The sequence below is a fragment of the Methylophilus sp. genome, from assembly GCF_052173275.1.
Lineage (GTDB): Bacteria > Pseudomonadota > Gammaproteobacteria > Burkholderiales > Methylophilaceae > Methylophilus.
This window is the reverse complement of sequence record NZ_JBQMUL010000002.1, coordinates 1,649,923-1,671,443: the sequence shown is the minus strand read 5'-3', so window position 1 is coordinate 1,671,443 and position 21,521 is coordinate 1,649,923. Positions and strand designations below refer to the sequence as shown.

22 protein-coding genes and 1 tRNA gene are annotated in these 21,521 nt (G+C 51.0%); 15 read left to right on the top strand and 8 right to left on the bottom strand.

The features are described from left to right. The first annotated feature begins 9 nt into the window (after positions 1-9). Positions 10-1,347 (top strand): tRNA (N6-isopentenyl adenosine(37)-C2)-methylthiotransferase MiaB, encoded by a 1,338-nt coding sequence (gene miaB / locus ACTS9Y_RS09500; RefSeq protein WP_442585693.1) that lies wholly within the window; start codon positions 10-12, stop codon positions 1,345-1,347. Between the two features lie 2 nt (positions 1,348-1,349). Beyond that, positions 1,350-2,300 (top strand): PhoH family protein, encoded by a 951-nt coding sequence (locus ACTS9Y_RS09495; protein ID WP_442585692.1) that lies wholly within the window; start codon positions 1,350-1,352, stop codon positions 2,298-2,300. 1,066 nt (positions 2,301-3,366) lie between these two features. Here ACTS9Y_RS09495 and ACTS9Y_RS09490 read toward each other — a convergent pair. Both ACTS9Y_RS09490 and ACTS9Y_RS09485 read right to left on the bottom strand, forming a co-directional pair. After that, on the bottom strand, positions 3,367-3,981 hold the full coding sequence (locus ACTS9Y_RS09490; RefSeq protein WP_442586937.1) for a glutathione S-transferase: 615 nt from the start codon (positions 3,979-3,981) through the stop codon (positions 3,367-3,369). A gap of 129 nt (positions 3,982-4,110) precedes the next feature. Further along, the gene (locus ACTS9Y_RS09485; RefSeq protein WP_442585691.1) at positions 4,111-5,136 is read right to left on the bottom strand and encodes a quinone-dependent dihydroorotate dehydrogenase; all 1,026 of its coding nucleotides are present in this window, start codon (positions 5,134-5,136) and stop codon (positions 4,111-4,113) included. 155 nt (positions 5,137-5,291) lie between these two features. On the opposite strand from ACTS9Y_RS09485, the gene ACTS9Y_RS09480 reads away from it, so the two are divergent. Both ACTS9Y_RS09480 and serA read left to right on the top strand, forming a co-directional pair. Continuing rightward, positions 5,292-5,414 (top strand): DUF3149 domain-containing protein, encoded by a 123-nt coding sequence (locus ACTS9Y_RS09480; protein WP_442585690.1) that lies wholly within the window; start codon positions 5,292-5,294, stop codon positions 5,412-5,414. Positions 5,415-5,703: 289 nt separating this feature from the next. After that, on the top strand, positions 5,704-6,927 hold the full coding sequence (gene serA, locus ACTS9Y_RS09475; protein WP_442585689.1) for a phosphoglycerate dehydrogenase: 1,224 nt from the start codon (positions 5,704-5,706) through the stop codon (positions 6,925-6,927). 84 nt (positions 6,928-7,011) lie between these two features. Here the strand turns inward: serA and dld are convergent, their stop codons facing one another. After that, positions 7,012-8,712 (bottom strand): D-lactate dehydrogenase, encoded by a 1,701-nt coding sequence (gene dld / locus ACTS9Y_RS09470; protein ID WP_442585688.1) that lies wholly within the window; start codon positions 8,710-8,712, stop codon positions 7,012-7,014. A 341-nt stretch (positions 8,713-9,053) separates the two neighbouring features. On the opposite strand from dld, the gene ACTS9Y_RS09465 reads away from it, so the two are divergent. The 8 genes from ACTS9Y_RS09465 (at position 9,054) to ACTS9Y_RS09430 (ending at position 14,744) form a co-directional block, all read left to right on the top strand. Further along, a complete protein-coding gene (locus ACTS9Y_RS09465; RefSeq protein ID WP_442585687.1) occupies positions 9,054-9,560 on the top strand; it encodes a TlpA disulfide reductase family protein in 507 nt (168 codons plus the stop codon). Next, entirely contained in the window at positions 9,560-9,970 is a 411-nt protein-coding gene (locus ACTS9Y_RS09460) for a CopD family protein (protein ID WP_442585686.1), read from the top strand. Before ACTS9Y_RS09465 ends, ACTS9Y_RS09460 begins: the two co-directional genes overlap by 1 nt. Positions 9,971-9,973: 3 nt before the next feature. Further along, positions 9,974-10,735, top strand: a complete 762-nt coding sequence (locus tag ACTS9Y_RS09455) for a hypothetical protein (RefSeq protein ID WP_442585685.1) — start codon at positions 9,974-9,976, stop codon at positions 10,733-10,735. Positions 10,736-10,828: 93 nt separating this feature from the next. Then, positions 10,829-11,395 (top strand): TetR/AcrR family transcriptional regulator, encoded by a 567-nt coding sequence (locus ACTS9Y_RS09450; protein WP_442585684.1) that lies wholly within the window; start codon positions 10,829-10,831, stop codon positions 11,393-11,395. Positions 11,396-11,502: 107 nt separating this feature from the next. Continuing rightward, on the top strand, positions 11,503-12,474 hold the full coding sequence (locus ACTS9Y_RS09445) for a carbohydrate kinase family protein (protein WP_442585683.1): 972 nt from the start codon (positions 11,503-11,505) through the stop codon (positions 12,472-12,474). A 44-nt stretch (positions 12,475-12,518) separates the two neighbouring features. Continuing rightward, on the top strand, positions 12,519-12,977 hold the full coding sequence (locus ACTS9Y_RS09440; protein WP_442585682.1) for a glycine zipper 2TM domain-containing protein: 459 nt from the start codon (positions 12,519-12,521) through the stop codon (positions 12,975-12,977). Between the two features lie 152 nt (positions 12,978-13,129). Then, positions 13,130-13,933, top strand: a complete 804-nt coding sequence (locus tag ACTS9Y_RS09435) for a GNAT family N-acetyltransferase (RefSeq protein ID WP_442585681.1) — start codon at positions 13,130-13,132, stop codon at positions 13,931-13,933. A 1-nt stretch (position 13,934) separates the two neighbouring features. Next, positions 13,935-14,744 (top strand): lysophospholipid acyltransferase family protein, encoded by an 810-nt coding sequence (locus ACTS9Y_RS09430; RefSeq protein WP_442585680.1) that lies wholly within the window; start codon positions 13,935-13,937, stop codon positions 14,742-14,744. On the opposite strand, the gene ACTS9Y_RS09425 is transcribed toward ACTS9Y_RS09430, so the two are convergent. The 5 genes from ACTS9Y_RS09425 to ACTS9Y_RS09405 form a co-directional block, all read right to left on the bottom strand. Continuing rightward, the gene (locus ACTS9Y_RS09425) at positions 14,745-15,506 is read right to left on the bottom strand and encodes a sulfite exporter TauE/SafE family protein (protein WP_442585679.1); all 762 of its coding nucleotides are present in this window, start codon (positions 15,504-15,506) and stop codon (positions 14,745-14,747) included. 12 nt (positions 15,507-15,518) lie between these two features. Then, positions 15,519-16,355: a symmetrical bis(5'-nucleosyl)-tetraphosphatase gene (locus ACTS9Y_RS09420; RefSeq protein ID WP_442585678.1), complete on the bottom strand. Its 837-nt coding sequence runs from the start codon at positions 16,353-16,355 to the stop codon at positions 15,519-15,521. Between the two features lie 130 nt (positions 16,356-16,485). After that, positions 16,486-16,989 (bottom strand): c-type cytochrome, encoded by a 504-nt coding sequence (locus ACTS9Y_RS09415; RefSeq protein WP_442585677.1) that lies wholly within the window; start codon positions 16,987-16,989, stop codon positions 16,486-16,488. Between the two features lie 167 nt (positions 16,990-17,156). Continuing rightward, entirely contained in the window at positions 17,157-18,641 is a 1,485-nt protein-coding gene (locus ACTS9Y_RS09410; RefSeq protein ID WP_442585676.1) for a choice-of-anchor I family protein, read from the bottom strand. Between the two features lie 155 nt (positions 18,642-18,796). Then, positions 18,797-19,936: a sugar phosphate nucleotidyltransferase gene (locus ACTS9Y_RS09405; RefSeq protein WP_442585675.1), complete on the bottom strand. Its 1,140-nt coding sequence runs from the start codon at positions 19,934-19,936 to the stop codon at positions 18,797-18,799. Positions 19,937-20,092: 156 nt separating this feature from the next. Between ACTS9Y_RS09405 and ACTS9Y_RS09400 the strand changes: the two genes are divergently transcribed. From ACTS9Y_RS09400 to ACTS9Y_RS09390, 3 genes are all read left to right on the top strand, one after another. After that, a tRNA-Arg gene (locus tag ACTS9Y_RS09400) sits at positions 20,093-20,169 on the top strand. A gap of 338 nt (positions 20,170-20,507) precedes the next feature. After that, positions 20,508-20,903 carry a YccF domain-containing protein gene (locus ACTS9Y_RS09395; RefSeq protein WP_442585674.1) on the top strand — a complete coding sequence of 132 codons (396 nt, stop codon included), beginning with the start codon at positions 20,508-20,510 and terminating at the stop codon, positions 20,901-20,903. A 27-nt stretch (positions 20,904-20,930) separates the two neighbouring features. Beyond that, positions 20,931-21,506: an MOSC domain-containing protein gene (locus ACTS9Y_RS09390; RefSeq protein ID WP_442585673.1), complete on the top strand. Its 576-nt coding sequence runs from the start codon at positions 20,931-20,933 to the stop codon at positions 21,504-21,506. The last annotated feature ends 15 nt before the right edge of the window (positions 21,507-21,521 follow it).

Below are 21,521 nucleotides of genomic sequence, written 5' to 3'. Positions count from 1 at the left end.
AAATGCTAGATGAAGCAGGACAGCGGTAAAAAAATATTCATTAAATCGTTTGGTTGCCAGATGAACGAATACGATGCTTCACGCATGGTCGACCTGATGCGTGAACACGACGGCATGACCCAGACCGATAATATGGAAGAAGCCGATGTCATCCTGCTCAACACTTGCTCGGTGCGCGAAAAAGCCGAAGAGAAAGTATTCAGCCACCTTGGCCGCATGATTCCGCTCAAGGAGAAGAACCCCAACCTGGTCATCGGCGTGGGCGGTTGCGTCGCCAGCCAGGAAGGTGACGCGATCATCAAACGCGCGCCTTATGTCGATGTAGTATTTGGCCCGCAAACCCTGCACCGCCTGCCCGAGCTGATCAAAGCCAAACGCGCAGAGAACAAACCGCAGGTGGATATCACCTTCCCCGAGATTGAAAAGTTCGACCATTTGCCGCCACCGCGCATCGAAGGCGCGACTGCTTTTTTAAGCATTATGGAAGGCTGCAGCAAGTACTGCACTTTTTGCGTAGTGCCTTACACCCGTGGCGAAGAATTTTCGCGCCCGTTTGAAGATGTGCTGACCGAAGCCATTCAACTGGCCGAACAAGGCGTCAAAGAAATCACCCTGCTTGGGCAAAACGTCAACGCTTACCGCGTGCAATATGAAGGCATAGAAGCCGACCTGGCCATGCTGATCGAAACCGTGGCCGAGATCCCGCAAATCGAGCGCATCCGCTATACCACCAGCCATCCGAATGAAATGAACGAGCGCCTGATCGCCTGCCATGCCAATGTGCCTAAACTGGCCAACCAGTTACACTTGCCGGTGCAGGCTGGCAGCGACCGTATATTGATGGCGATGAAACGCAATTACACGGTGCTGCAATACAAAGGCCTGATCCGCAAACTGAAAGCCGCCAATCCGGCACTGACCATCACCAGCGACATCATTGTCGGTTTCCCCGGAGAAACCGAAAAAGAATTCCAGGCGACGCTCAAGTTGATGAAAGATGTCGGCTTTGATTACAGTTTCAGTTTCTTGTACAGTCCGCGCCCCGGCACCCCGGCCAGTTATTTGCCGGATGAAACGCCACAAGAAAGCAAAGCCGCCTGGTTAAAACAACTGCAAACCGAGAACGAAACCAGCGGTGACGCCATCAGTCGCGCCATGTTAGGCACTGTGCAACGCGTCCTGATCGATGGTCCGTCATGGAAAGACCCCAACCTGCTGGCCGGAAAAACCGACAATGGCCGCGTGGTAGATATTGCCGCCGATGCCCGTTTTATCCACCAGATGGTGCAAGTAAAAATCACCGATGTCTACAACCCGCATCGCCTGGTAGGCGAAATAGTGAATTAAGCATGGAAATCACCCTAAAACCTGAAGACAACCTGATGCTGGCCAATTTATGCGGCCCGCTGGATGAAAACATCCGCCAACTGGCGAATGGCCTGGATATTGATATCAACCGCCGTGGTAGCACTTTCCACCTGACCGGCACAGAAACCAATATGCGGCTAGGCGCGCAGATGCTGGAGAATTTTTATGCCCGCGCGAAAAAACCGATCGAACTGGAAGATATTCAACTCGGCCTGGTGGAAATCGACAAACTAAAACCGGAAGAAGTCAGCACCAGCACCATGCCGACGCTGATGACCCGCCGTGGCGACCTGCATGGGCGCACACCGCGCCAGGTCAGCTATCTGCAACAGATCCAGGATTACGACATCACCTTTGGCATCGGCCCTGCCGGTACCGGTAAAACTTACCTGGCAGTTGCCAGCGCGGTGGATGCCATGACACGCGACCGCGTCAAACGCATCGTGCTGGTCCGTCCTGCGGTAGAAGCAGGCGAGCGCCTGGGTTTTTTGCCAGGCGATTTAAACCAGAAGGTAGATCCGTATCTGCGCCCCTTGTATGACGCGCTATATGACCTGGCGGGTTACGACACAGTGAACAAAATGTTTGAACGCGGCGCGATCGAAGTGGCGCCACTGGCGTATATGCGTGGCCGTACATTGAACCAGAGCTTTATTATTCTGGATGAAGCGCAGAATACGACGCCGGAACAAATGAAGATGTTTTTGACCCGGATCGGCTTTGGCACGAAAGCGGTGATTACAGGCGATGTAACGCAGATCGACTTGCAGCGCCACCAGAAAAGTGGTCTGGTAGAGGCACAGAAGATCCTCAAGGATGTGAAAGGCATTGCCTTTACGCAGTTTATGTCGCAGGACGTGGTACGGCATCCGTTGGTGCAGAAGATTATTAATGCTTATGAGAGATATGAGCAGACTAACGAGAAAAATTAATTCTTACTTGAGTTAGTTTTTATTTGGAATTGATGCGCTGCTTGATTTGATGCGCGGCTTTTCGCCTGTAGGCGAGTTACTTTTCTTTGCTTGCACAAAGAAAACGTAACCAAAAGAAATGCACCCTAGCTTCCGCTTATTTCCTGCGTTGCTCATCAACGTGGGCGTCCAACGAAACTCGCCCTGACAAGCCACACACAACGTGGCTTGTTGCGGAGCTCAAACAGGCGCTGGCCGACAACTCCCACGCTGACTGCGCTACTCGGCGCGTCAGATAGGGGCCCATTAAAACCCACCACGCGGTTACTTTAGTGAGACTTCTCACATCGTGTCCCGCTCAACCATTGCAATAAAAACAACAAAGCAATAAAACAAACCACGAAAGCCCCACAAAACAATTGACTTGGTTTGTGGGGCTTTCTTGGTTTAGAAATTAAAGAAATGTCTTAGCGCCCTGAATGTCATGCTGTTAACCAACGTTTCATCGTGGTGGGTTTAAATGGGCCCCTATCTGACGCGCCGAGTAGCGGAGTCAAAATAAGGAGAGAGGGAGCGACTGTCTGAGTTCCGCGGTGGCTTGCGTCTTTTGCAAGCCGCTAGGGCGAGTTTCGCGACCGCTTATTTTGACGAGCAACGCAGGAAACAAGCGGAAGCTAGGGTGCCTTTTCTTTTGGTGACTTATTCTTTGGGCAAACAAAGAAAAGTCACTCGCCTAGGGGCGAAAAGGGCTGGGGCAACAGAACATAAAAGTCGAATCCCTAACCATCCAAAGAAATACCGATTTGAACCTCCAACAAGTGCGAGAACAGTTCACTTATTGTCATAAAGCTAAGCATTAGCGTCGTCTGGATTCTGGCCTCCGCCAGAATGACGAGTGGGAGTGCACCCCTACTGGAGGGCGAATCAACTGTCCCATAAACCAGCCGTTACTCAGGCTCAGAGCACGCACTGAGAAACCCCTGCTGCATCCTGCGCAAGAATAACAAATAATGCGCCACCCAACCGGCATGTACGCTCTGCAAAATTGCTACTACCCCTCCGCGATAACGATAGACCCTCTCAACACTTAACCTTCAATATAAGTCGGAAACTTCTGCATCACCTCAGCAAACAACGCACTCTCTAACCACCCCTGCAACCACACCCTCAAATGGACATAAGCACTTTGCGCAAACCACTCACCATCCACCGCCGCAAACTGTCTGATAAACGGAAAAATAGCCACATCCGCAATACTCACAGAATCACTGACCAGATAGCGATGCCCTGCCAGTGCAGTTTCCAGCTTGTGTAAAAACTGCTCGCCCTGCTGGCGATAAAACAATTGCGATTGCTCGGGATAACGGTCAGGGTATTTATAGCGATCCAACGCTCGCTTGAACTCACCATCATTCAGGCTAATCAGGGCATTGGCAGTCTCCGCATCTCCACTTAACCACCCCTGTGCATCATTCTGCTGCAATGCCCAATACATGATGTCCAGGCTTTGCTCCAGCACAGCACCATCCGGCAATTGCAAGACCGGGACTGTGCCTTTTGGGGAGATCTGCAACAAATGTTGCGGCTTTTCGCGCAGGGAAACTTCGCGCAGTTCGACTTGAATGTTTGCAGCCCATAGCGCCATACGGGCACGCATGGCATAAGGACAGCGGCGGTAGGAATAGAGGATGGGCAGTGCCATTATGCTATCGGAGGCTTTAAAATTGAGCGGGATGATGTGCAAGGCACCCGGCACGCTGAATCTGGAATGTACATTAAGTGCATGAGGATTTTGAGTACCGCGTAACGCAGCCATTTGCCCGCACAAGCACTAGTTAACGCTTGCCAAAGCTTTGCGGCAATCCTTGATCAACTGTGGACCTCTGTAGATCAACCCGCTATATAACTGGATCAGGCTGGCACCAGCATCGATTTTTTCTTTCGCATCTTCGCCGTTCAAAATACCACCCACGCCAATAATCGGCAGGCTGTTTTGCAGGGAGGTTGCCAAGGTACGGATCACGCGGGTAGAACCATCTTTCACTGGCGCGCCAGATAAACCACCCGCTTCATCTGCATGCGCTAAACCAGCGACCGCATCACGCGCCAAGGTGGTATTGGTGGCGATGACGCCATCGATGCGATGCTGCATCAGCAATTCTGCGATTTCCACCACTTGCTCGGTCGTCAGATCAGGCGCGATTTTTAATGCGACCGGCACATATTTGCCATGCACTTGCGACAGGATATTCTGTTCAGATTTTAGCGTTGCCAATAACGCACCAAGTGCTTCTTTTTCCTGCAGGGCGCGCAAATTCTTGGTATTGGGTGAGGAGATATTCACCGTGATATAACTGGCATGTGCATACACTTTGCGCATGCAGGTCAGGTAATCCTCGCCCGCGCGTTCGTTAGGTGTATCAAAGTTCTTGCCGATATTGATCCCCAGCACGCCTTTGAATTTAGCGGCCTTCACATTCTGGATCAGCTGGTCTACGCCCAGGTTATTAAAGCCAAAGCGGTTAATAATGGCTTCTGCTTCTGGCAGGCGGAACAAGCGTGGTTGCGGGTTGCCCGGCTGCGGGCGCGGTGTCACGGTGCCGACTTCAAGGAAGCCAAACCCCAGTGCGGCCATGCCGTCTATGACCATGGCATTCTTGTCCAGGCCAGCCGCCAGCCCTACCGGGTTAGGAAAATGCAGCCCCATCACCTGCCTGGGTTGATCAGGCAAGCGCCCAGCCGCCAATGCCAGCAATCCCAGTTGCTCTGCGCGTTTAAGCGACTTCAGCGTCAGGTCATGCGCCTGTTCGGCATCCAGCTTGAACAGTAGCGGTTTTAATAAAGGGTACAAATTCATCAACTATTTCCTGTTAGTGGTGCGTGAAAATGTGATTTCACAGGATGCAGCATGCATCAGGTTTGCGTTATATCAAAAACCATGTCGGCGTAAGGGTTCAAAATCATCATCAGATACATTGTTTGCAAGTATTGATACTTACAGGAGGACATACGATGAAAATTCTGATTGATTTATTTTCTACCGATTATGGTTTGATGAGCTTGATCGTGATTGCCGTCATGGCCATAGTCATGACATGGGCAGGCATCTATGTTTACGTTAAATCGCGAAAATAAGATGACTTTTTAAACGACAAAAACAATCAAGTTCTGGTTGATCACGCTTTAAAGCCCTGCACATGCAGGGCTTTTATTTAATTATAGCAGCCCCGGTTCGATACGGGCACTCTCAAACACGGTTAGCGCTGCACGGCGCGCCCAGAAACAATCTACCGACCCAGCCACGTTTGAATCCGGTTATGAATAATCAGCCAGCTTAACCCGCTTTTACGCAATAACAGTATTTCATTTATGCTATACTCACGAGCTTATTTTTCCTCCACTGATTCATTTCTTTAGGTAGCGTATGGAATCAAATATTAAAGAATCTGCCCGGTTTTTATTGTTAGAAGGTGTGCATCAAAACGCCATCGATACCCTTAACAATGCAGGCTATACCAACATTGATTATGTCAAAACGGCTTTAGACGAAGATGCCTTGATCGAAAGAATCAAGGGCGCACGTTTTGTGGGCCTGCGCTCACGCACGCAAATCACCAAGCGTGTCCTGGAAGCGGCTGACAGGCTGGCCGCAATCGGCTGCTTCTGCATAGGCACCAACCAGGTTGACCTCGACGCGGCACGCGACAAAGGCATTCCTGTGTTCAATGCGCCTTACTCCAACACACGCTCTGTTGCCGAACTGATCATTGGCCAGATCATTTTATTGCTGCGTGATATCCCGAGAAAAAGCGTTGCCGTACATCAGGGCTCCTGGCCGAAAACAGCGGCGAACTCGAATGAGGCACGCGGCAAAACACTGGGTATTGTCGGTTATGGCAGCATCGGTTCGCAGTTATCCGTGTTAGCGGAAAGCCTGGGCATGAAGGTCATTTACTTTGATGTGATCACCAAACTGCCGTTAGGAAACGCGCGCCAGGTAGGTACCATGAAAGAACTGCTCAATCAGTCTGATGTGGTGTCTTTACACGTGCCTGAGCTTGAGACCACCAAGAACATGATGTCGACCGCCGAGTTTGAAGAAATGAAGCCGGGCTCTATCTTTATGAACGCCGCACGCGGTACTTGTGTGGATATTGAAGCCCTGGCGGTTGTCCTGAAAAACGGCAAACTGCGTGGCGCGGCGATCGATGTATTCCCGACCGAGCCAAAATCCAATGACGAACCGCTGGAATCTCCATTGCGCGGTCTGGACAATGTGATCTTAACGCCGCACGTGGGTGGTTCAACTGAAGAAGCGCAAGCCAATATCGGTATTGAAGTGGCAGAAAAATTTGTGCAGTTTGCGGGCGCGGGTACGACCGTTTCCGCCGTGAACTTCCCGCAAATCGCCATGCAACAACAGCCGAATACGCACCGCTTGCTGCATATCCACCATAACCAGCCGGGCGTGTTATCCAATATCAACCACTTGTTTGCCGAGCAAAACATCAATATCGTGGCGCAGAGCCTGATGACAAGCAATGACATTGGTTACCTGGTGATGGATGTGGCCGATATCGACTCCAAACTGGCATTTGAGCAACTGGATAAAGTGGCTGGCACGATTAGACTAAGATTGCTCTACTAATCAGCTCTTTAGCTACAAACAAAAAAGCCTTGCAGTGATGCAAGGCTTTTTTTGTTATTGACTCAGCCAAAACACACTAAACCATTAGCGCTCAGCCCAGCCCTTCAATTTGCTGGTTTTACCAATGCCAGGGTTAAAGCTGTTGGTCGGGTCCAGCACACGATAAAACTTGCGTAGCGGCTCCTTGGCAATGTATTCATGGCCAACATTGTGCTCGGCGGGATACTCGGCACCACGCGCATCAAACGAGGCCAATATCCGCTGCTTCAACGCTTTGGCATCTACGCCTTTTTTCAGCACGTAGTTCTGGTGCATCACATGGCAAAATAAATGCCCGTAATAAAACTTGGCGGCGATCAGGTCATCAATCTCTTTCGGCAACTCTTCAAACCATTTAGCCTCGTTTCTGCGCAGCGCCACGTCCACTGTCATCATCGCTCCCAGTGATTCCTTATGCAGGGCGTGATAGCGGCCAATCGCGCCTCCGGCGACAAAGCGATGCAAAATGGCTTTATCCCCTTCTTCTTGCGTACACTCGAAGTAATCGCCCTGGTGATTCTCGAAAAACTGCTTCAAATAGGCACGTGCCTCTTCGATTCCCTCACCACTCATTTCGATGATCCAGTGATGCTGGAATTGCTGGTGATACGCTTCCATGCGGCTAGGCAAATGGCTGGGCAGCAAGTAGCTGAACCATTGCATGATCACTTCAGACAACTTAGCCGGCAGGAACTTGAAATTGCTGGCGATGCGGTCTACCGTGCGCTTCATGCTAAACAGGTTGGGGATGACTTTAGAGCCTAAAGTATTGATCACCCAAAAGGTGTCTTTGCCATATTTCTTGGTCACGGCATAGCAATCACGGTGCAGATATTCACCGGAGACTGGCAACGATTTAAATTGCGTCAGGATCTCGCGACGCATGGTCGCCAGCACTTGCGCATCATTAGTGCCCACGTAAAACACTTGCTGTTTCTGAATCGGGTAAGTGTCCAGGCGCACGGCAAACACCGCCAGCTTGCCCGCGCAGCCAGATGACTCATGCAGCCGGCGGCCGTCATTATTAAAACGTGCTGGCGTATCGGCATCGACTTCGCGTACGCGCTCGTGATACACATTGTCGGAAGCCAACTTGTCAGGATGCTCAATATCCGACTGGCGATAATGCTTGTGCTGCAGATTAGTCAGTATTTCTTCAGGCGTATTGCCTAATTGAATGCCTAAGTGGTTCACCAGTTGCAAGCTGCCATCTGCGATAATCTGCGCATACAGTGAGAGCTCGGTATAAGCCGGCCCGCGCTGTACCAGCGCGCCACCAGAGTTATTACATACGCCACCGATGATAGAGGCCCCTATGCAGGAAGAACCAATCACCGAATGCGGCTCGCGCCCATATGGTTTCAAGGTTTCTTCCAGGCCAAACAAGGTGCTGCCTGGCAAACCGATGATCTGCTTGGCGTCATTAATCAGGTGGATATCATTCACACGCATGGTGTTAATAATGACTATCGGCCTGTCATAGTCATTACCATCCGGGGTTGAACCCCCGGTTAAACCGGTATTGGCGGCTTGCATAATCACGGCCACATCCGCTTCGACACAAGCTTGTAACAGCTGCCAGATCTCTAACAATGTTGCCGGCCTTGCTACCGCCAGCGCCTCACCTGAACCAAAGCGGAAACCTTTGCTATAGGGAGATATTTTTGTTTGAGTGGTCAACACGAATGACTTGCCGACGATGGCTTGCATGTCGCGAATTAACGTTGCGCTGGCTGGATGTGTCATAAGAAACCGAGGGGAATGATCGTTAAATGAGGCAGCAGAATTATAGCATGTTCATTTTTATGACATGGTGGTGCGAATAGCAAAGCACATCACTTCCCAAATTGGCTGACTGCGAAACCGAATCAGGATTTGATGGTCTGATCATTGCAAGATAGTCACAAGGAATTTCGCTTAACCGCGCAAGAATACAGATAACAAGAGTAGAATCCGAGCTGAGTCATTGAGCACGATTAGAGATATATTTGCGATGCATTGATCTCAAGCCATGTTGAATGGCAACATGCCGGAATCAGGCCGGATACACAGCCGCTTTAAGGTTTTTTAATCTAGATTTAAACATCATGTCTAAATACGCTTTTAAATACAAAAAATGGATCATGCCACTGGTTGCACTGGCTTTGTTTATTGGCCTGGCAATGGCTGTGATGCAGAAACCACAAGCACCGGAAGTCACTTTCACCACGCTGGATGGCAAGAAAATCACCATGGCATCGCTGCGGGGAAAAACCGTGCTGGTCAATTTCTGGGCCACCGATTGCCCGGGCTGTATCAAGGAAATGCCCACCCTGATCGAAACCTACAAACGCTATAAAGACAGCAATTTTGAAGTGATCGCGGTGGCCATGCCTTATGACCCACCCGCCCAGGTACTGAATTACAGCCAGGAAAAAGCGCTACCATTCGCGGTGATGCACGATGGTTTTGGCGAAATGGTCAAGGCGTTTGGCAATGTCAACCTCACTCCCACTGCCTTTGTATATGATCCGCAAGGCCGCCGCCTGCAAAAAGTCATAGGCGAGCTGGATTTCCCCAAGTTGCACGCATTGATAGAACAGCAGGCCCACTAATGTTATGGATTAAAGCGTTTCACATCCTGTTTGTCACCAGTTGGTTTGCCGGGCTGTTTTATCTGCCGCGCATTTACGTCAACCTGGCCATGGAGACTGACCCGCAAGCATATGCGCGCCTGGTGCTGATGGCACAAAAGCTGTATCGATTTATGCAGCCACTCTCGATACTGGCATTAGGCTTTGGCCTCTGGTTGTGGCTAGGCTACGGTTTTACCGGCGGCTGGTTGCATGCCAAATTGACGCTGGTGTTTCTACTGCTGGGCTATCACCATTATTGTGGAAAATTGCTGAAACAGTTTGCTGCGAAGGCCAGTCAGCGCTCGCATACCTGGTTTCGCTGGTTTAACGAGATCCCGGTGTTCCTGCTGCTGGCGATTGTGATCCTCGTGGTGGTCAAACCATTTTAGAACATGCTCGAAAGCCTGCTGCAATCTGAATGGTTAATCCGCATGCTGGATAAATCCGGCAAGCAACCCGTGCAAAAATTGCTGGGCTTATTTTCCATTCTGGATGATTTACTTTCCAGCCCTTTCGCCAGCCAGCCACACTCGCACAACCCCACTGCGCAGGCCGGGCGTCTGCAAAGTTACCTCACAATACAATCACACAAAGCTGGCGCGCGCCTGCCAGAGATGCTGGCTAACCAGCTGTATTTTATGGCGATCAGCGCCTGCCAGGAAAAACTGACCCATCCTGAGTCCACAGCCCTGCACCATGCGCGGCGTGCGGCGCAAGCCTTGATTAAGGAACAGACCAGCCGCGAAATCAACTGGCTGGCGGTGCGCAACTACAGCATCGTCGCTATTGCACTGTTCAGCGGCGTGCTGGCTGGGCATTTCTGGCCGACTTCGCAACCGATTGAGATCAGCACGGCCAGTGCGGCTGAGCCACTTGAACGAGCAGAGCCACCAAAACCCACACCCAATCCGTTTTCTTTTGAAGCCAGCCCGTCTGAAACCGCAGCCATCTACGGCCGCCTGGAAACCATGAAACATGGCGATTGCCGATTGATAGAAGCGCTACATCTGCCGGAAAGACTCAAAAGCGTGTATATCGAAAATGTGATTAACGGTCATGTCACCACCAAAAGGGATGAACAGGTGCTGGTCAACCAGCTATTGGATCAGGTGCAATGTAATTACACGCCCAAATTAATGGCTAACTCCAGGTAATCTACATCGCCAGAACACTCAGTCTGGCCGCCAATTGCATTGAATGCAATATGCATACTATACCGTTTAGTATAGGGTGCTATAATCCAGCACATGAGTGTGCTCAAGCAAAAAATCCTGCAGGTATCAACGGACTTGTTCCAGACACGTGGTATCAATTCCACCGGCGTGGATACGATAGTGGCAGTCGCAGGCACCACCAAAATGACGCTATACAAGTACTTTGAAACCAAAGAAGAACTGATACTGGCGGTCTTGCAGCAAAGCCATCACGACTTTCAAAGCTGGATGAATGAGAAACTGGCGGGCTTGAGCGACAAGCCTGATGCCAAGATCCAGCAATTATTTGATTTTATTGAGGAATGGGTCACGTCACCTTCGTTTGTCGGCGTGGCGTTCATCAAAGCTTCGGCTGAATTCCCCAACGAAGAAAACCGCATTCACCAGCTGTCATCGCAGCAATCGCGCGACTTCCGTCAATTTATCCATCAGCTGGCGCAAGAAGCGCAGATTAAAGATGCCGATGGCCTGGCCCTGCAACTTTCCATCCTGTTTGAAGGCGCAGTGCAGGCTGAACAGATCAAACGTGGTTCCGGCGCCATCAAGTCGGCCAAAAAAGCAGCTAAAACCCTGATTGATATGGCGATCAGGCAATCCTGAAGCCATATCACCCTTGCCGGAGCCAACTAAGGCTTGCCAGCAGATAAGCTGGCGGCAATAATAGCGCTCATTCTCAACGCGACATTTAACCTAACCTCAAACGACACATGAAGATTCTAATTTGCGGCTCTTTGGCCTATGACACCATTATGGTGTTCCCCGACCAGTTTAAAAACCATATCCTGGCGGACAAAATCCATAAACTCAGCGTGGCATTCCTGGTACCGGAAATGCGTCGCGAATTTGGCGGCACTGCCGGCAACATCGCCTACAACCTGCAATTGCTGGAAGGCCAGCCGCAGATCATGGCGACAGTGGGTGACGACTTTGCGCCTTACCAAAGCTGGCTGGAACAGCACAAGATCGAACGCCAGCACATTAAAACCATCAATGGCGCGTTTACTGCGCAAGCGTTTATCACGACCGATATCGACGATAACCAGATCACGGCTTTTCACCCTGGCGCCATGCAACAGGCGCATGCCAATAGCGTGAACGATGCCAAAGATGCGGTGCTGGCGATCATCGCCCCCGATGGGCGCGATGCCATGTTCCAGCATGCTAAAGAATGCCACGAAGCTGGCATTCCGTTCATGTTTGACCCTGGACAAGGCCTGCCGATGTTCAATGGTGAAGAATTACTTTATTTTATTGAGCTGGCAGACTACCTGGCAGTGAACGATTATGAGTCTCAGGTCATCCAAGATAAGACAGGGCTGACACTGGAGCAACTTGCCGCCAAAGTGAAAGCCTTGATTGTGACTTTAGGCGGTGAAGGGTCACATATTTATGCGGATGGTCAACGCCATGACATACCGTGCGTTAAAGCAGAAGCAGTAGTAGACCCGACTGGGTGTGGCGATGCTTATCGTGCAGGCTTGCTTTACGGCATTGCACGCGGTTGGGACTGGAAAACCTGTGGTCGCTTGGCAGCCACGCTGGGCGCGATTAAAATCGCACATCGCGGTGGCCAGAACCACACTGCCACCAGAGAAGAGATTGAAAGTATTTACAGCCATGCGCTGGTACAAGATGCGATCAAGGAAGACCCTTCATTAAGTCGTCCGGCATCGAGTTAAACGATAGTGAGTTGATAAAGAGAAAATAGGACAGGAGAAAACACATGAAAGTGCATGCATTAAAGTGGGTTGCTTTGGTAGTCATAGTAGGCTTTTTAGGCGCTTGCGCCAGCTCTAACTCCGGTAGTGTCTACTCGCGCGACGAAGCGCGTAAAACACAAACGGTGAAAACCGGCGTGGTGGAAAGTGTGCGTAGCGTCAAACTGGAAGGTACCAAGTCTCCGGTAGGTACTGTGGCTGGTGGTGCCGTCGGTGGTATTGCCGGTAGTAGCATAGGCGGCGGCAAAGGCAGCATCATTGCCGCGGTGATCGGTGCAGTTGCCGGTGGTTTGGCAGGTTCAGCGATTGAAGAAGGTGTGACACGCAAAAACGCCTATGAGATCACCGTCAAACTGGATGGTGGCAACCTGGTGTCTATCGTGCAGGAAGCTGATGAACAATTTGCACCCGGCGACCGTGTACGTATTGTAGAGAATGGCTCTACTTCACGCGTCAGCCATTAAGTGAAGCAACATTTGGCAGTTAAAAGAGCGACCTGGTCGCTCTTTTTTATTGTCTGCAGGTTGCCATTTTCGTCACAGAATTGTCACAACATCGTCACCAATCATTCACATCGCAATCCTATCATCTCGCTAAATCACTAAGGAGAAGCGTGATGTTTGAGCAAGATTTGCAACAACCTGGCATGGGTCATTCTGGCATTTCTCAGTCTGACATTCAAAACAACATCCACCCTTCGCGTAAGCAGGCTGCGTCACTTAGCGTAGCACTTGCAACCACCGCAGAAGAAATCACCGAAGCGCAACGCCTGCGTTTCCAGGTGTTTTCCGAAGAAATGGGCGCACACATCAGAAGCACTAATGGGCTGGACGTGGATGGTTTTGATGCTTTTTGTGACCACTTGCTGGTGCGTGACGATGCGACACAACAAGTGGTTGGCACCTACCGCATTCTCAACCCGATGCAAGCCATGCTGGCGGGTGGTTATTATTCCGCCGGTGAGTTTGATCTAAGCAGATTGTCGCCACTGAGTGATCGTACTGTAGAAGTCGGCCGTGCCTGCGTACATGCAGATTACCGCACCGGTGGCACCATCACTTTGCTGTGGGCTGGCCTGGCCAAATACATGATGGCCCGCCAGTATGAATACATGATAGGTTGCGCCAGCATCTCCATGCATGATGGCGGCCATATGGCGGCTTCACTATTCAGCAGCTTGCGTGAAGAATATCTCTCACCGGCTGAATATCGCGTGTTCCCGCATAATCCATTGCCGATCGAAGCGCTGGATCAATCTCTGCCAGTCACCTGCCCACCATTGATCAGAGGCTATCTGCGTCTGGGCGCTTACATTTGTGGCGAGCCAGCCTGGGACCCGGCTTTTAATACTGCGGATATGCTGGTATTGTTACCTCTCTCACGTATCAACCCCAGATATGCAGCGCATTTCCTGAAATAATTTGAGCCATCCTTCTTTAACAAAAACACCATTTCTTATCCGCGGCTGGCGCATTGCCCGCATCAGCCTGCATGTATTGATAGGCCTGACACTGGCAACGCTGGTGTTGCCAGTGTCCAGTCGCAGTGTACGCATGTCTATCATTCAATGGTGGTGCCGCCGTTTATTACACTGCTTCAACATCAGGTTAACGACCAGTGGCACCTTGCCAGGCAAAGACACGCATGGCGTGTTATTTGTCGCCAACCATATTTCCTGGGTGGATATACACTCCATCAACAGCCTGTTACCGGTGCGCTTTGTCGCCAAGCTGGAAGTCAGGAACTGGCCGGTGTTTGGCTATCTGGTCAGAAAATCCGGCACCATTTTTATTAACCGTACCCGCCAGCGCGATGCGGCGCGCGTAGTACAGATCGCCAGCAATGCCTTGAAGCTCAGGGATAATTTATGTGTTTTCCCGGAAGGGACGACCACAGAAGGCGTGCAAGTATTACCTTTTAAAAGCAGCTTGATCCAGGCCGCCATTGACGCCAATACCATTGTGATCCCGGTCGCGATCCGCTACGCGCAACCGGATGGCAGCCTTAACCTGGCCGCGGCGTATGCCGGCGAAACCACCATGGTTGAATCCATGCTGGCGTTTATTCATATGCGTTCACCGACAGTACATCTACATTTTTGCCAGCCGATAATGGCCAGGGAAATGAGCCGCCAGGCACTGGCCGAATTCGCACATACTGAAATCACACAGGTGCTCTACCCTGCGCCACAAATAAATCAACAAACACAAAGCCAGCAAGCAGTTGCCTGATCATGCCGCATAGGCTTGCCAGCCCGCTTTCATAATCAGCAGTACCACCATCACAATAAATACCCGCCGCACCAGCACTGCGCCATGTTTGAGTGCCAGTGCCGTGCCCAGCAAGCTGCCCGCCACATTGGCGGCGGCCATCGCCAAACCCACCTGCCACCAGACATGCCCGGTTGCCGACAGCAACAATACGGCAGCCAGGTTAGAGGCAGCGTTTAATACTTTTGAGGAGGCGGACGCATGCAGGAAATCGACACCGAGCAGGCGTATCAACAGGAAAATAAAGAAACTGCCGGTGCCTGGGCCAAAGAATCCGTCATACCAGCCGATCAAGCCGCCGATAGTCATGGCCAGTAACAACCGGGCCCGCGGCGTGCGTAAAGGGCTATGTAATAGGCCGAACTGGCGATGCAGCAATGTATGCAACAACACAAACAACAAAATCAGTGGCAGCAGTTTGCGCAGGAATTGCGGATCCGTTTTAGTTAAAGTCCAAGCACCCAGCCAAGAACCGGCAAAAGCGACCAGCGCCGCCGGCAGCAACCAGGCCCAATCCAGTTTGACCCGTTGCGCATAACGCATCGCAGCTACTGCTGTGCCAAATACGCTGGAACATTTATTGGTGCCCAACAGCAACGAAGGCGGCAATGAAGGATAAGTGGATAACAGCGCCGGCACCGTGACCAGGCCACCGCCACCGACCATGGCATCCATGATGCCAGCCAGGAATGAAGCCACGACCACCAGCCAGAGATCCATCATGCGAACAACCCGCTAATCACCACCACCGGCCGCTGGCCTGTCGCGTTCATCCAGCGCCACTTGTACCACCTGCTGGCTATCAAGATTGTAAGCCGTGAGCTGGCGCCCCCATAGACAACCGGTATCCAGCGCCACAACGCCATCGCCCTGGTGCAGACCTAATGCCGACCAGTGGCCGAACAAAATCGTTTGTGCGCCAGCGGAATGCCGGTTGGGGATTTGAAACCAGGGGTAATAGCCCGCAGGCATATCCGGCACTTCGCCTTTAAAGCTGAACTCCATCTCGCCCTGCGCACTGCACAAGCGTATGCGGGTGAACGCGTTAACGATGGCGCGCAACCTATCCATACCCACCAGCGCATCATTCCATTGCGCCGGAGCATTGCCATACATGGCAAATAAAAAAGTGGCGTAATCTGCATCGCGCAACACTGCCTCGACCTCTTCCGCCAACCGTTTGGCTTTACTGAGCGTCCATTGCGGATACAAGCCGGCATGCACCATGGCATAGTCGTCTTCCAGCACCATCAAGGGTTGCTGGCGTAACCAGTGAAAGAGTTCACCGCCATCGGGCGCAGAGAATATCTCGGCCAGCGTGTCAAAGCGATGCGGGGGACGCACACCATGCGCCACGGCAATCGCATGCAACTCATGATTACCCAGCACCAGCTTGATCTGCGCTTTATGTGCATAAGCCCAGCGCAACACCTCTAGCGAGCCGTTGCCGCGATTGATAATATCGCCCACCAGCCATAGCTGGTCATGCGCTGGCTGAAAGTTTATTTCTGCCAGCAATTGCATCAGCGAGTGATAACACCCTTGTATATCACCAATTGCAAATCTTGCCATGCGTGTCACCTATGCCTGTCACTTTATCTGCCACGTAGAATACCTCAGCCTCTATTCTGCCCTATAAATAAAGCGCCGCCGGAAAATAAAAAAGCCGCTTGTGACAAGCGGCTTTTGCATGTGCTGGCGTTTACTCTTTCAAGCTGGCAGCATCAAACTTTGCCCCGGCCTGGTTCGCCATATAAGCCACCGCATCGGCGACTTCGTGATCGGTCAGGTCCGCGCCGCCTCCACGTGGTGGCATGCTGCGGATACCTTCAATCGCGTGTTTCACCAGTGTTGCGTAACCTTGTGAGATACGTGGACCCCAGTCACCAGCATTACCGATTTTTGGCGCGCCCAAAGCACCGGTGCCATGACAAGCTGCGCAGGTGACTTTTACAATTTCTTCACCACTTTTTTCTACATGTTCACCCGCCTCTGCCGCGACTTCAACGGTCGCAACCGGCTGGATATTAGCAGCTATTTTTTGCTCAGCCGCTTCAGCGACCTCTTTGGCTGGCGCTGGTTTCTCACTGCCAATCACGCCAAAAAGATACGCTAACAGTGACACTAACAGAGTGAATCCGATAATTGTGCCTGGTATCACAATGATTAACTCTTTGATGCTTGAACCTTCCTTGTACCCCGACATATCTGTGCCCCATTGATTTTGAAATTACCTGCGCGATTATAACGCAGAACCCAGTGTCATGAAACGTAACCTGGCTTTAGGAGGGTCGCACATGTGCAATCGCTGCTATGAAAACAAAACAGCCAGGCACTGCAATGCCTGGCTGTTTGTGATGCTGCAGTAAATGATTACTTCTGGCGGCGGCGCATAACGCTCAAAGCCAGCACACCCAGGCCCAGCATAGCTGCTGAGGTTGGCTCTGGCACTGCGCTGATGCTGTAAAGCGAAGTGGTGTTAGAGCCTTCGTTGGCAAATGCCAGGTAAGATTTTCCACCAAATGTAAATGCGGTCAATCCTTCCGGTGCCAGATCGTTCGCAGACACGATCATGTCGATAAAGCTGACTTTAGTCGGGTCAGTGATATCAAACAAGGCAATAGCACCAGTCAAGGTTCTTTCCAGGCCAACTGCGGCAATGGTACGGCCAGCCAGTGTAAACAACTCCACACCTTCAGGCTCTACGCCTTTGTCACGGCTACGGCCATCATCGTAAATGCCACGCGCAGCAGCTTCTTTATCCAGAATATCACCACTGTCGTAGACCAGCGCACCATTCGCATCACGGATGCTGAATGAACGTGCGCCCGCGGCATATAAATCACCCGGTGAAGAATCGGTATTTGAAATACGGATATTCGCCAGCACACCAGTGCCTCCTATCGTACTAGCCGCAGAACGATCAGCATCATCCTCGCGGAAATCACCTTCATTCGCTGTGACCAGATAAGTCTGGCCGCCTGCGGAATAAGCAGCGATACCATCAGGCATATACAAGCCTTTGACGTTGGCACTGATAAAGTTAACGTTGCCATCATTCAATGGATCGATGGTATTGCCAGGCTTGCTGAAATCTTTTGCACCCAGGCCAACCACATTGGTAAATGTATTGGTGTGCAGATCCAGAATACCGATCGCATTCGCCTCTTGCAGCGTGACATAGGCCTTGCTGCCATCCGGGCTCACCGCGATGTATTCCGGCTCAAAATTCATGCCGGTATTGGTGCGGATATGCGTGCCAGAAGTAGGCACGCCGTTGAATGTCGCTGTTGCTGCCACGGTACGTGTCGCCACATCAATTACAGTCACGCTACCGATAGGGTCATTCACTGCCGGGTTGTAATTGCGCGGGGTGGTGTTGCCAGCACGTGTACCGTAAGTATCCGGCGTGCCTTCGTTAGCCACCAGGATTTTTGAACCATCAGGCGTAAACGTCACCATGTCAGGCAAGGAGCCAACGGTAAAGCTGTTCGTGCCTGCGGCCAGGTTTCTGCTCGAAGTATCATACAGTTTTACAACACCCGCGTTAGTACGCGTGTTATTTTCAATGGCGAATGCCGCCAGGCCATTGCTGATACTTACGCTGTTGATGCTGCCGTAAGCGCTAGTATCGATACGTTGCACCAGGCTACCGGTGCTGGCGTTCAATACATCCACGCCTTTCACCCCGGCAACCCAGATAGTGTTAGTGATCGCATCATAGGCAGGGATCTCCGCCAGATAGCCGTTACCACTGTGGGCAAACGTCCATTCCTTGCTGATCTGATAATTGCTTGCGGCTTGTGCAGCACCGATAGAGCTCAGCGCTAATGCCAGCATTAAAGTCATTTTTTTCATTGTAGCCTCTCCTCAAAAGTCCCTAGAGGATACGTAGCGAATATGACAAATCCTTTAAACTGGCGTGTCAAACAGAAGTCAGCAGACTATAGAGTGACTTTGTTTATCCACATCATCAAACCGAAAAACAATAAAATTGTGAGTACATACTCTCTCTATAGCCGCGCGTATGCGTAGTTCTGCGGATACACCACTTTTTCGCGTGCATCGGTCCAAATGATGTCGCAGTTCTCGTCATCAATATGGATCATGCGGCCATCGCGGTCCACACAATACTCGCCACACACAATCCGCTCTTCCACCTGGTAACCCTGCGCAATGCGCGTGTAATCAAACAGAACCGAACGGATCACTGTGCTATCGCGCTGCACATGGCAACCGTTGCTGATCCAGGTCGGGCCAATAATGCGTGCGTTCTTATCCACCCGCGAACCGGAGCCGATATATACCGGCCCTTCAATATGCGTATGCTCCCAGTCGATGTGCACATTCAAACCCACCCATACCCCCGGCTTGATCTGCTTGCCAGGAATTGGCATCGAAGGGAAAAAACCCTGCATCATCTGTTGCATCACCAGCCAGTAATCTGCCACCACGCCAATATCTATCCAGTTAAACGGATGCTGGATCGCGTAAAAAGGCAAGCCGCGCTGCACCAGCAACGGGAACAGATCCGAACCGATATCAAACTCACTCCCGCCAGGGATCAGGTCCAGCACTTCCGGTTCAAAAATATAAATACCGGTACTCGCCCAGTTAGAGCGCGCCTCCAGCTGGCTAGGTTTTTCCTGGAAAGAAATAATCCGCCCCTCCTGATTAGTCACCACCACGCCATAGCCGGAAACCTTATCCATAGGCACCTGCATGGTCACTAGGCTCGCCAGCGCACCCTTCTCTTTATGCTCCTTCACTGCACGCGTGATATCCAGGTCAATCACCGCATCGCCGCACAGCACAATCGTCGTCTCATCAAAAAAACCGCTGAAATCCTGGATCTTGCGCATACCACCCGCCGAACCAACCGCATGCGGTACCACCTGGCCATCGACAATATCGCCTTCAAATGAATAACCAATATTCACTCCAAAGCGATGGCCATCCTCAAAATAATCCTGGATCTTTTTGTGCAGGTAACTGACGTTGATCATGATATCCGCCACGCCATGCAAAGCGAGATGCTCAACCAGGTAAGCCATCACCGGCTTGCCCAACACGGGGATCATGGGTTTGGGTAATTCATAAGTGAGCGGTCTAACACGTGTGCCTTTACCAGCAGCCAGAATCATGGCTTTCATAATGCAATATCCTTAAATAACTTTAACGTTTTTCAAGAGCTAGCATAGTCAGGCACTATGACAAGATTATTTCAGGCGACTTATGCCCACACAGGCAGACAAAAAGACTGCGCTCACACAAGGGCAGCGCGACTTATTTGCTATAATGGCCGGATTGCGCCCGTAGCTCAGCTGGATAGAGTATTGGTTTCCGAAGCCAAGGGTCGTGAGTTCGAATCTCGCCGGGCGCACCAGTCAGAAAAGCAAAGCCAAGATAGTGATAACTAACTTGGCTTTTTTTGTGCTCAATCCGCGCCCAATTTATTCCTCTCTTCGCCAGACTTTTTCATTTTTAACCTGACAGCTTAAGTAACTATACTGAGGATTTACTTCAAAGCGCATGGTATTTCTCGTATACCGTAATCGGGAAATTCAACAACTTGTAGAAATTTGCTTTACGGGACGAATTTAATTTTGAGAGAGCGCATTTAAAGTCGGATATTCTATTAAGAATGAAGACACGCTCACCTAAAACAGAATCCACGTTACACAAAAAGGTTAAACTGACAGACAGTAAAACAGGGGGATAAAAATGCGTTCACTAGGCAATTTTCTTTGGTTCATCTTTGGCGGCTTTTTCATGGGCCTGGCATGGTGGTTTTTCGGCATTCTGGCTTTCATTACAATCATCGGCATCCCTTGGGGTAAGGCCTGTTTTGTCATTGGCCAATTTACCTTTTTACCATTCGGTCGAGAAGCAGTGAGTCGCAATGTGTTAAATCAGAAGGATGATATTGGTACCGGTGTGCTTGGGTTTATTGGAAACGTCATCTGGTTTATCTTTGCCGGTGCATGGCTGGCAATTGGCCATCTTGTTTCTGCACTTGCTTGTTTCATCACCATTATCGGCATTCCTTTTGGGATTCAGCACCTCAAACTTGCTGGCATTTCACTCGCGCCAATTGGTAAAACAATCGTAAGTAAATAGCTTTAGCAGCGATCCGTACTAGCATTCATGCAAACCTTCGACCTGCGTCAATTGACCCAGACCTTTAGCCAGCCAGGACGACTGGATGCCATTTACCTGCGCCCAGGGCGTGGTGAGCCTTGTTTGCGACAAGATCAAACCCATGCGATTGCCAACCTTGGATTAGAGGGAGATCGCGCAAGTTTGCGCCAGTCGTCAGCTCCGAATGGAAGTAAACGACAGGTGACATTGCTGCAAGCTGAGCATTTACCAGTGATCGCAGCGCTCACGGGGCATTCCCAGATTAATCCGGCTTTGCTGAGGCGTAATCTGATCGTTTCCGGCATCAATCTGCTGGCGACAAAATCACTATTTAAAGATCAGCCGCTGCATTTATTGATTGGCAATGTGCTGCTGGAGGTCACTGGCCCTTGTGAGCCCTGCTCAAAAATGGAACAAGTACTAGGCAGAGGGGGCTACAATGCCCTACGGGGCCATGGCGGTATCACCGCACGCATCCTACGCGGTGGTCTGTTAAGTATTGGAGATACAGTACAGATCGTAGTAGGGACTGACGTTGATAAACTTCAGCAATCCTCCCTACCTCTTTTCGGCAACGACTAGCAAACTGGGTGATCG

Coding starts and splice junctions, on each gene's coding strand:
- ACTS9Y_RS09495 (WP_442585692.1), top strand. CDS start 1,350: ATGGAAATCACCCTAAAACCTGAAGACAACCTGATGCTGGCCAATTTA.
- miaB (WP_442585693.1), top strand. CDS start 10: ATGAAGCAGGACAGCGGTAAAAAAATATTCATTAAATCGTTTGGTTGC.
- ACTS9Y_RS09465 (WP_442585687.1), top strand. CDS start 9,054: ATGTCTAAATACGCTTTTAAATACAAAAAATGGATCATGCCACTGGTT.
- serA (WP_442585689.1), top strand. CDS start 5,704: ATGGAATCAAATATTAAAGAATCTGCCCGGTTTTTATTGTTAGAAGGT.
- dld (WP_442585688.1), bottom strand. CDS start 8,712: ATGACACATCCAGCCAGCGCAACGTTAATTCGCGACATGCAAGCCATC.
- ACTS9Y_RS09395 (WP_442585674.1), top strand. CDS start 20,508: ATGCGTTCACTAGGCAATTTTCTTTGGTTCATCTTTGGCGGCTTTTTC.
- ACTS9Y_RS09410 (WP_442585676.1), bottom strand. CDS start 18,641: ATGAAAAAAATGACTTTAATGCTGGCATTAGCGCTGAGCTCTATCGGT.
- ACTS9Y_RS09425 (WP_442585679.1), bottom strand. CDS start 15,506: ATGATGGATCTCTGGCTGGTGGTCGTGGCTTCATTCCTGGCTGGCATC.
- ACTS9Y_RS09480 (WP_442585690.1), top strand. CDS start 5,292: ATGAAAATTCTGATTGATTTATTTTCTACCGATTATGGTTTGATGAGC.
- ACTS9Y_RS09485 (WP_442585691.1), bottom strand. CDS start 5,136: ATGAATTTGTACCCTTTATTAAAACCGCTACTGTTCAAGCTGGATGCC.
- ACTS9Y_RS09415 (WP_442585677.1), bottom strand. CDS start 16,989: ATGTCGGGGTACAAGGAAGGTTCAAGCATCAAAGAGTTAATCATTGTG.
- ACTS9Y_RS09440 (WP_442585682.1), top strand. CDS start 12,519: ATGAAAGTGCATGCATTAAAGTGGGTTGCTTTGGTAGTCATAGTAGGC.
- ACTS9Y_RS09445 (WP_442585683.1), top strand. CDS start 11,503: ATGAAGATTCTAATTTGCGGCTCTTTGGCCTATGACACCATTATGGTG.
- ACTS9Y_RS09435 (WP_442585681.1), top strand. CDS start 13,130: ATGTTTGAGCAAGATTTGCAACAACCTGGCATGGGTCATTCTGGCATT.
- ACTS9Y_RS09450 (WP_442585684.1), top strand. CDS start 10,829: ATGAGTGTGCTCAAGCAAAAAATCCTGCAGGTATCAACGGACTTGTTC.
- ACTS9Y_RS09420 (WP_442585678.1), bottom strand. CDS start 16,355: ATGGCAAGATTTGCAATTGGTGATATACAAGGGTGTTATCACTCGCTG.
- ACTS9Y_RS09405 (WP_442585675.1), bottom strand. CDS start 19,936: ATGAAAGCCATGATTCTGGCTGCTGGTAAAGGCACACGTGTTAGACCG.
- ACTS9Y_RS09390 (WP_442585673.1), top strand. CDS start 20,931: ATGCAAACCTTCGACCTGCGTCAATTGACCCAGACCTTTAGCCAGCCA.
- ACTS9Y_RS09490 (WP_442586937.1), bottom strand. CDS start 3,981: ATGGCACTGCCCATCCTCTATTCCTACCGCCGCTGTCCTTATGCCATG.
- ACTS9Y_RS09455 (WP_442585685.1), top strand. CDS start 9,974: ATGCTCGAAAGCCTGCTGCAATCTGAATGGTTAATCCGCATGCTGGAT.
- ACTS9Y_RS09460 (WP_442585686.1), top strand. CDS start 9,560: ATGTTATGGATTAAAGCGTTTCACATCCTGTTTGTCACCAGTTGGTTT.